The organism is Streptomyces sp. 8L (assembly GCF_020176795.1).
Lineage (GTDB): Bacteria > Actinomycetota > Actinomycetes > Streptomycetales > Streptomycetaceae > Streptomyces.
The window spans coordinates 1-937 of the sequence record NZ_JAIUKE010000926.1 but is presented as its reverse complement, the minus strand read 5'-3'; the positions used below and the strand labels follow the sequence as shown (position 1 = coordinate 937).

Sequence of the window (937 nt, the reverse complement as noted above, 5' to 3'; positions counted from 1 at the left end):
CCCCCGCCGTCCCCGCAGCAGGGGCCAGGCCGGCGGCCCGACGGCTACGGCTATCCGCCGCGTGCCGTGCCGCCCATGCCGGACACCCCGCCGCCCGGCGGACGCGGCGGCTACGGGGGCGCGCCCGCGCCCGGTCCGAGTGCGATGTCCCACACCAGGACACGGCACTGGGTCGAGATCAACGGCACCCGCCACCAGATCTCCCACTCGACCCTGGTCCTCGGCCGCAGCACCGACGCCGACGTGCGCATCGACGACCCCGGAGTGTCCAGGAGGCACTGCGAGATCAGGACCGGAAACCCCCCGACGATCCAGGATCTCGGGTCCACCAACGGCATCGTGGTGGACGGGCAGCACACCACCCGCGCTACGCTCCGCGACGGCTCGCGGATCGTCGTGGGCAGTACCACCATCGTTTACCGGCAAGCCGAAGGGTGAAGCGGGGGCAATGTCAGAGCTGACCCTGACGGTCATGCGGCTGGGTTTCTTGGCCGTTCTGTGGCTGTTCGTCATCGTGGCCGTCCAGGTCATCCGCAGCGACCTGTTCGGTACGCGCGTCACGCAGCGCGGCGCGCGCCGCGGCGGCGGCGCCACCGACACGCGATCGCAGGGGGCCCGGCAGAGCGCGGCGCCGCCCCACCAGCGCCAGCAGCAACAGCAGCAGGGGGCGGGCCGGCAGCGCCGCGGCGCCCCCACGAAGCTCGTCGTCTCCGAGGGCACCCTCACGGGGACCACGGTCGCCCTCCAGGGCCAGACCATCACGCTGGGGCGCGCGCACGACTCCACCATCGTCCTGGACGACGACTACGCGTCCAGCAGGCATGCCAGGATCTACCCGGACCGTGACGGCCAGTGGATCGTCGAGGATCTCGGGTCCACCAACGGCACGTATCTCGACCGGACCCGGCTGACCACCCCGACCCCGATCCCCCTGGGT

Annotated in this window: 2 protein-coding genes; both read left to right on the top strand. The window is 72.4% G+C overall.

All coding sequences use genetic code 11. The features are described from left to right. Positions 1 to 438 (top strand): FHA domain-containing protein (locus tag LCE31_RS39925; RefSeq protein WP_225023211.1); only part of this gene is annotated, 438 nt, incomplete at its 5' end. A gap of 10 nt (positions 439 to 448) precedes the next feature. Further along, positions 449 to 937 (top strand): FHA domain-containing protein FhaB/FipA (locus tag LCE31_RS39920; RefSeq protein WP_225023209.1); only part of this gene is annotated, 489 nt, incomplete at its 3' end.